Origin of the sequence: Streptomyces sp. NPDC058000, assembly GCF_042886435.1 — a bacterium.
In the GTDB taxonomy this organism is placed as follows: Bacteria; Actinomycetota; Actinomycetes; order Streptomycetales; family Streptomycetaceae; genus Streptomyces.
On record NZ_JBHVQS010000122.1, the window covers coordinates 1 to 6,647 of the forward strand.

Sequence of the window (6,647 nt, forward strand, 5' to 3'; positions counted from 1 at the left end):
GTACGCACGGGTGCGCCCCGGCCCGGGGAAGGGCCGGGGCGCACCCGTGCGTACGGCAGGTCGGGGCTAAGTACTGCAATCACAGTTGTGGGGTTTGGTGTGATTGAGTGTCCCAGTGTCTGTGGACCTGGTGTGCGGCAAGTCGATTCGTGGCGTGGGGAGTTGGCGGGGTTACACGCGCGGTTCGCTGCACGGTTTGCCCGTTCGGAGCCGCGAGGCCGGGCACTGAAGTACATGGCTGGGCTGGTTGCGCCGTTGGAACGCAAGAACGGCTGGTCGCTGGCGGAACGAGCCGGTGAAGCGCATCCGATGGGAATGCAGCATGGAGGCGGGCCGGACGGCGTTCCTGGCGGGGCTGGCCATCGGCTACGACCAGACGCATCTGCCTCGCGGCGTGGACGCGGAACGGGCCCTACGCCTCAGCGTCTTCGACTTCGCTGGGCGGATCCGCGCCGCCTCCGCCTGAGCGGGGCACCCTCACCGGGCCCAGTCGCCGTCCCAGCCGGTCCCGCGGCGCTGCCTCTCGATCTCCTTGAAAGCGGACTTCATGCCCGGCGACATGCCGCGGTACTTCGTCTGGTCGTCGCGCCGCTCGCGTACGGCTGACATCACCATCTCATGGGTGGCGTTGGGGTGCGCGCGTCGGTACGCATCGAGCCAGGCGGTGGTCTCGGGTGACGAATTCGGCTCGTCGCCCGTGGGTGTCGGTGCCGGTGGGGCGGCCGATGCGGCCGGACGGTTCCTCGGCGGGGGCTCCGGAGGCGACTTCGGGCGGCTAAACGACGCGGCGGCGCGGCGGGGCCGCATCGCGCTGAGCGCCACGGCGATCATCATCACGATGAACAGCACAGACGGCGCCAGGATCAGCCCCAGTACAATCCACTTGACCACAGGGCCACTTCCCTTCTCTCGGTCCAGGCATACCCGCGCAGTTCGCGCTTAGGGCGTGCAGATCTTTAAGTCGTAGCTTTCTGCTCGGTGGTTCGTTGGTCTGGCATAAGCGGGTTGGATAGGCAACGGACCACGCTGGCAGCCAAGTTCGAGGCGATTCTGCCGCACCTCGACGAGCGGCAGCGTCGCCTGCTGATAGGGGCGGAGGCCCAGTCCCTCGGCTACGGCGGGATCAGAGCGGTCGCTCGTGCCGCCGGTGTCCGTGAGGCCACTGTGTCTGCCGGAGTGCGGGAACTCGACTCCGGAGAGGCGCCGTTGGGCCGCGTCCGTCGGGCCGGCGCCGGCCGCAAACGCGTCGTCGACCGGAACCCAGCCGTTCGGGAGGCACTTCTCACGCTGGTCGAGCCCGACGTCCGCGGAGATCCCATGTCGCCGCTGCGCTGGACCACCAAATCCACCCGCAAGCTCGCCGAGCAGCTGACCCGGCAGGGCCACAGGATCTCCGCGGACACGGTGGGCGACCTGCTGCGCGAGGAGGGCTTCAGCCTGCAGAGCAATGCCAAGACGCTGGAAGGCAAGCAGCACCCCGACCGGGACGCGCAGTTCCACTACCTCAACGAGCAGGCCCGCGACCACCAGGACGGCGGTGCTCCGGTGATCAGTGTGGACACGAAGAAGAAGGAGCTGGTCGGCCCGTTCAAGAACAACGGCCGTGAATGGGAGCCGAAAGGCGAGCCGGTGCGGGTCGACACCCACGACTTCCCCGACCGCGTGCTGGGCAGGGCGGTGCCCTACGGCATCTACGACGTCGCCGCGAACACCGGCTGGGTCAACGTGGGCACCGACCATGACACCGCCGCGTTCGCCGTCGAATCGATCCGCCGTTGGTGGAACGGAGCCGGGCGGGCCACCTATCCGACGGCCGGCCGGCTGCTGATCACCGCCGATGCCGGCGGCTCCAACGGGTATCGCACCCGCACGTGGAAGACCGAACTCGCCCGGTTCGCCGCTGAGTCCGGCCTCACGATCACCGTATGACACCTCCATACCTGGACTTCTAAGTCGAACCGGATCTAGCACCCGCTGTTCACCCACATCACCATGAACTGGCGCGGCAGGCCCCTGACCCGCCACGAAGTCATCGTCGAGAGCATCGCGGCGACCACCACCAAGACCGGTCTGACCGTGCACGCGGAACTCGACACCAACCCGTACCCCACCGGCATTCAGGTCAGCGACGACGAGATCGCCTCTCTGCCGATCACCCGCCACCGCTTCCACGGGGACTGGAACTACACCCTTCACCCCCAGCATCCGATGGATGCGGCCACGACCGACAGCACGTCGGACCAGGCCCCGGCGGGCAGACCGCCTCGCCTCACGCGGCGTTCGCTGCAGGACCCGGAACTGACCGGGATGACCCGTCAGCAGCTCAGCGAGCTCATCGACGCGCTGACTCCAGCGCTGGAGGTTCAACGCGAGCAAGTGCTCCGCACACGTCGCGGTCACGAGCGCCTGGTAGCGCCTGGCACAGGTGCCAAAGCCAAACTCACCCCAGCCGACCGGATCCTGGTCACCGTGCTCCACCTGCGCAAACTCGCGACCATGGACCTCCTCGGCCAACTCTTCGGCGTCACCGCCATGACCATCAGCCGCGCGAAACAGGAGGTCCGCCCGCTCCTGGAAGCACATGGACACCACATCAACGCTTCTACCGCCCGCCTCCGCACACCAGCCGACGTCGCGACGTTCCTCGCTCCCGACTCCACCCAGACCAAGGTCAAAACGACGAGTTAAAGATCTGCACGCCCTTAGGGCGTGCAGATCTTTAAGTCGTAGCTTTCTGCTCGGTGGTTCGTTGGTCTGGCATAAGCGGGTTGGATAGGCAACGGACCACGCTGGCAGCCAAGTTCGAGGCGATTCTGCCGCACCTCGACGAGCGGCAGCGTCGCCTGCTGATAGGGGCGGAGGCCCAGTCCCTCGGCTACGGCGGGATCAGAGCGGTCGCTCGTGCCGCCGGTGTCCGTGAGGCCACTGTGTCTGCCGGAGTGCGGGAACTCGACTCCGGAGAGGCGCCGTTGGGCCGCGTCCGTCGGGCCGGCGCCGGCCGCAAACGCGTCGTCGACCGGAACCCAGCCGTTCGGGAGGCACTTCTCACGCTGGTCGAGCCCGACGTCCGCGGAGATCCCATGTCGCCGCTGCGCTGGACCACCAAATCCACCCGCAAGCTCGCCGAGCAGCTGACCCGGCAGGGCCACAGGATCTCCGCGGACACGGTGGGCGACCTGCTGCGCGAGGAGGGCTTCAGCCTGCAGAGCAATGCCAAGACGCTGGAAGGCAAGCAGCACCCCGACCGGGACGCGCAGTTCCACTACCTCAACGAGCAGGCCCGCGACCACCAGGACGGCGGTGCTCCGGTGATCAGTGTGGACACGAAGAAGAAGGAGCTGGTCGGCCCGTTCAAGAACAACGGCCGTGAATGGGAGCCGAAAGGCGAGCCGGTGCGGGTCGACACCCACGACTTCCCCGACCGCGTGCTGGGCAGGGCGGTGCCCTACGGCATCTACGACGTCGCCGCGAACACCGGCTGGGTCAACGTGGGCACCGACCATGACACCGCCGCGTTCGCCGTCGAATCGATCCGCCGTTGGTGGAACGGAGCCGGGCGGGCCACCTATCCGACGGCCGGCCGGCTGCTGATCACCGCCGATGCCGGCGGCTCCAACGGGTATCGCACCCGCACGTGGAAGACCGAACTCGCCCGGTTCGCCGCTGAGTCCGGCCTCACGATCACCGTCTGCCACCTGCCTCCCGGGACTTCGAAGTGGAACCGGATCGAGCACCGGCTGTTCTCCCACATCACCATGAACTGGCGCGGCAGGCCCCTGACCAGCCACGAAGTCATCGTCGAGAGCATCGCGGCGACCACCACCAAGACCGGTCTGACCGTGCACGCGGAACTCGACACCAACCCGTACCCCACCGGCATTCAGGTCAGCGACGACGAGATCGCCTCTCTGCCGATCACCCGCCACCGCTTCCACGGGGACTGGAACTACACCCTTCACCCCCAGCATCCGATGGATGCGGCCACGACCGACAGCACGTCGGACCAGGCCCCGGCGGGCAGACCGCCTCGCCTCACGCGGCGTTCGCTGCAGGACCCGGAACTGACCGGGATGACCCGTCAGCAGCTCAGCGAGCTCATCGACGCGCTGACTCCAGCGCTGGAGGTTCAACGCGAGCAAGTGCTCCGCACACGTCGCGGTCACGAGCGCCTGGTAGCGCCTGGCACAGGTGCCAAAGCCAAACTCACCCCAGCCGACCGGATCCTGGTCACCGTGCTCCACCTGCGCAAACTCGCGACCATGGACCTCCTCGGCCAACTCTTCGGCGTCACCGCCATGACCATCAGCCGCGCGAAACAGGAGGTCCGCCCGCTCCTGGAAGCACATGGACACCACATCAACGCTTCTACCGCCCGCCTCCGCACACCAGCCGACGTCGCGACGTTCCTCGCTCCCGACTCCACCCAGACCAAGGTCAAAACGACGAGTTAAAGATCTGCACGCCCTTAGAGCTCCTAACGAAATGACCTCGGACGCCGCCAGGAGGTCGGTGCGCATCCGAGCTCGCTACCAGCCAATCTCACCTGTGGAGTCGAAGAGCCGTCCGCTGGGCCCGTCGATCGCCAGGGCGAGCCGCACGATCGTCGCGCGCTTTGCGCGGGCGTGCTGGTGCCAGTGTGGTTGTTGATTGCGGTCGCGGTGAACCCCGGATCGACGGCATTGATGCGGAAGCCGGGAAGGGCGCGGGCGTACTGGTAGGTAAGCATGTTCAAGGCCGCTTTCGAGACCGGGTAGACCAGGCCGCGCAACCGGGATTCAATGCGCTGCGGATCATCGTTCATGGTGAACGATCCGCGTCCGCTCATCACATTCACGACGCGCGGACGCTGGGCCTTGTGCAACAGAGGCAGGAGGGCGTGCGTCGTCCGTATCACCGAAATCGTCAAGGCCGTCCTCGCCTCCACCTCGCGTCACCGCGAGGTGGGAACGGCTCATCAGTTACCGGGCGCGGTGGACAGCTGGCCCTGCATTTGATCGAGTCCGAAGCGGCCGCAGCACTGCCATCCCTTCCTCAAGTCCGACCTTCATGGCGAAGTCGAACCGGTCCACCTCCGCGCACAACCCCACATCGGCGGGGTGGGCACCGAGGCGTCGCCCGTGGCGCAGGTCGTCCGCGGCCGGGGAGTTTCGAGCACGATGCAGATAGGGGCCGGGGTCGAGACGGTCCCCGGCCAGCAGCCGGTCCAGGTACTCGGCACAGGCCAGATCCTCGGCGGCACGGCCCTCCTCGCCGGTGGCCACGAACGTCACCGCGTCGGCGCCGGCATCCGCCAGGGCGCGCGCTGTCGCGCCGGCCACGACGAAACTGGCGCACAGTGCCAATTCAGCCTCGATAACCGCCAGGGCACCCACCGTTCCCGCAGTGGTCTTTTGGATCACGGTGCGGCCGGCCGCGTCGGCCTCCTGGATCAGGCCGGGGGAGTTGACCAGGTCGAACCCGCTGGCCAGTGCTCCGTCCTTGAGCGCAAGCCAACCCGGGTGACACGCCTTGATCCTCAGTGCCTCGTCCTCATCGGCGGCGAGAACGATCTTGTCGGCCCCAAGGTGGAAAGCCCAGGCGGTGGTGGTGAACGCCCGCATTACGTCGATCACAACGGCCACCTGCTCGGTGCCATCCACCTCGGGTATTCCGACGACTCGCGAGTCCATGCCGGCATTGTCTCCTGACCATGAGAAATCGAAGCCTCGCTGGCCACCCATAGCGGCCGAAGTCAGAAAAACTCGCCTACTGGCTCGGTTCACGTCGCAGAGCAGCGTTTCGACGGCAGTGCGGGAGACAGCGCCCGCGCCGGATGTTCACGACTTCGGGCAGCGGCTCGGTGGTGGCCGGCGGGGAGCCGTCTGCCAGTCGTCACGAGCCCAGGGCAAAACCGCTGGCTACGGGCGGAGGTGGCGGCCGCCGTCGCGCCGTTGCCGGGCGTCGGCGGGTGCCTCCCGTTCTCATGAACATCGACTCTTCCGGTCTGCGGGTGCCTCCCGGAGTCATGAACGCCCGCTGACGGAACTCGTGAACAAAGCCACTGCTGTCCCGCCGGATGGCGGAGTGCGAATACCTGGCCGTCGACCCGGCATTCCGCGGCCGCAAAACCGGCTCCCTGCTGACCCATCACACACGACGCCAGTTCACCGCTCACGGATACCGCCTGCTGACCGCCACCGTCACCGAAGACAACTTCCCCTTGCTGCCCTACTACCGCTCGATGGGCTGGCACACCCTGCGCCCCCGAGAGCCCCCCGGCATCCTCGACCCGGCCCGCCCCACGGCCCTGTGGCGCCCCTCAGAAGCCAATCTCGTGCAGATGTGGATGCCGCTGCACCCCACCGTGGCCACCGCCCCATGGCCCACCCCATACCGAACCCGCCCCGTCATCACCGGTGTGCTCGCCCCGCCCGGCAACGCATAACACCGCCGGTACGCGAGCGGCCGACGCTGCACCCCGGCGCCGGCCGCGTGACCGCTCCAATGCGCTTACGCCGCCCAATCCAGTCCGAGGTCCGCCAGCTGCTGGAGCTGATGACAATCTCGAATTTTGGCTCTGACCGCAGTTTCGTGAATCCCCAGGTCAGGGGTGGGAACGAGGGATCGTTTCAGCACGGTGTTCCCTGGCGTGGCGAGCAAGACGATCG

The 6,647-nt window shown here is 67.3% G+C and carries 6 protein-coding genes and 2 pseudogenes; 5 read left to right on the top strand and 3 right to left on the bottom strand.

Annotated elements, in window-relative coordinates:
* Positions 1-132: 132 nt before the first annotated feature.
* Both ACFVT2_RS43065 and ACFVT2_RS43070 read left to right on the top strand, forming a co-directional pair.
* Positions 133-321 (top strand): annotated as a pseudogene (locus ACFVT2_RS43065) (IS701 family transposase); the annotation flags it as partial.
* Positions 296-466 carry a hypothetical protein gene (locus ACFVT2_RS43070; RefSeq protein WP_390027918.1) on the top strand — a complete coding sequence of 57 codons (171 nt, stop codon included), beginning with the start codon at positions 296-298 and terminating at the stop codon, positions 464-466. The pseudogene ACFVT2_RS43065 and the gene ACFVT2_RS43070, both read left to right, overlap by 26 nt.
* 11 nt (positions 467-477) lie before the next feature.
* Here ACFVT2_RS43070 and ACFVT2_RS43075 read toward each other — a convergent pair whose 3' ends face one another.
* Entirely contained in the window at positions 478-891 is a 414-nt protein-coding gene (locus ACFVT2_RS43075) for a hypothetical protein (RefSeq protein ID WP_390027921.1), read from the bottom strand.
* A 105-nt stretch (positions 892-996) separates the two neighbouring features.
* On the opposite strand from ACFVT2_RS43075, the pseudogene ACFVT2_RS43080 reads away from it, so the two are divergent.
* Together ACFVT2_RS43080 and ACFVT2_RS43085 are read left to right on the top strand one after the other, a co-directional pair.
* Positions 997-2,688, top strand: a pseudogene (locus ACFVT2_RS43080) (ISAzo13 family transposase).
* A 71-nt stretch (positions 2,689-2,759) separates the two neighbouring features.
* Positions 2,760-4,451 carry an ISAzo13 family transposase gene (locus tag ACFVT2_RS43085; RefSeq protein ID WP_390027913.1) on the top strand — a complete coding sequence of 564 codons (1,692 nt, stop codon included), beginning with the start codon at positions 2,760-2,762 and terminating at the stop codon, positions 4,449-4,451.
* Between the two features lie 23 nt (positions 4,452-4,474).
* Here ACFVT2_RS43085 and ACFVT2_RS43090 read toward each other — a convergent pair whose 3' ends face one another.
* Both ACFVT2_RS43090 and ACFVT2_RS43095 read right to left on the bottom strand, forming a co-directional pair.
* Positions 4,475-4,924, bottom strand: a complete 450-nt coding sequence (locus ACFVT2_RS43090) for an SDR family NAD(P)-dependent oxidoreductase (protein ID WP_390027909.1) — start codon at positions 4,922-4,924, stop codon at positions 4,475-4,477.
* 34 nt (positions 4,925-4,958) lie between these two features.
* Positions 4,959-5,669, bottom strand: coding sequence for a 2-phosphosulfolactate phosphatase (locus ACFVT2_RS43095; RefSeq protein WP_390027915.1), 711 nt, complete (start codon positions 5,667-5,669; stop codon positions 4,959-4,961).
* A 386-nt stretch (positions 5,670-6,055) separates the two neighbouring features.
* On the opposite strand from ACFVT2_RS43095, the gene ACFVT2_RS43100 reads away from it, so the two are divergent.
* Positions 6,056-6,424 (top strand): GNAT family N-acetyltransferase, encoded by a 369-nt coding sequence (locus ACFVT2_RS43100; RefSeq protein WP_390027911.1) that lies wholly within the window; start codon positions 6,056-6,058, stop codon positions 6,422-6,424.
* Positions 6,425-6,647 lie beyond the last annotated feature (223 nt).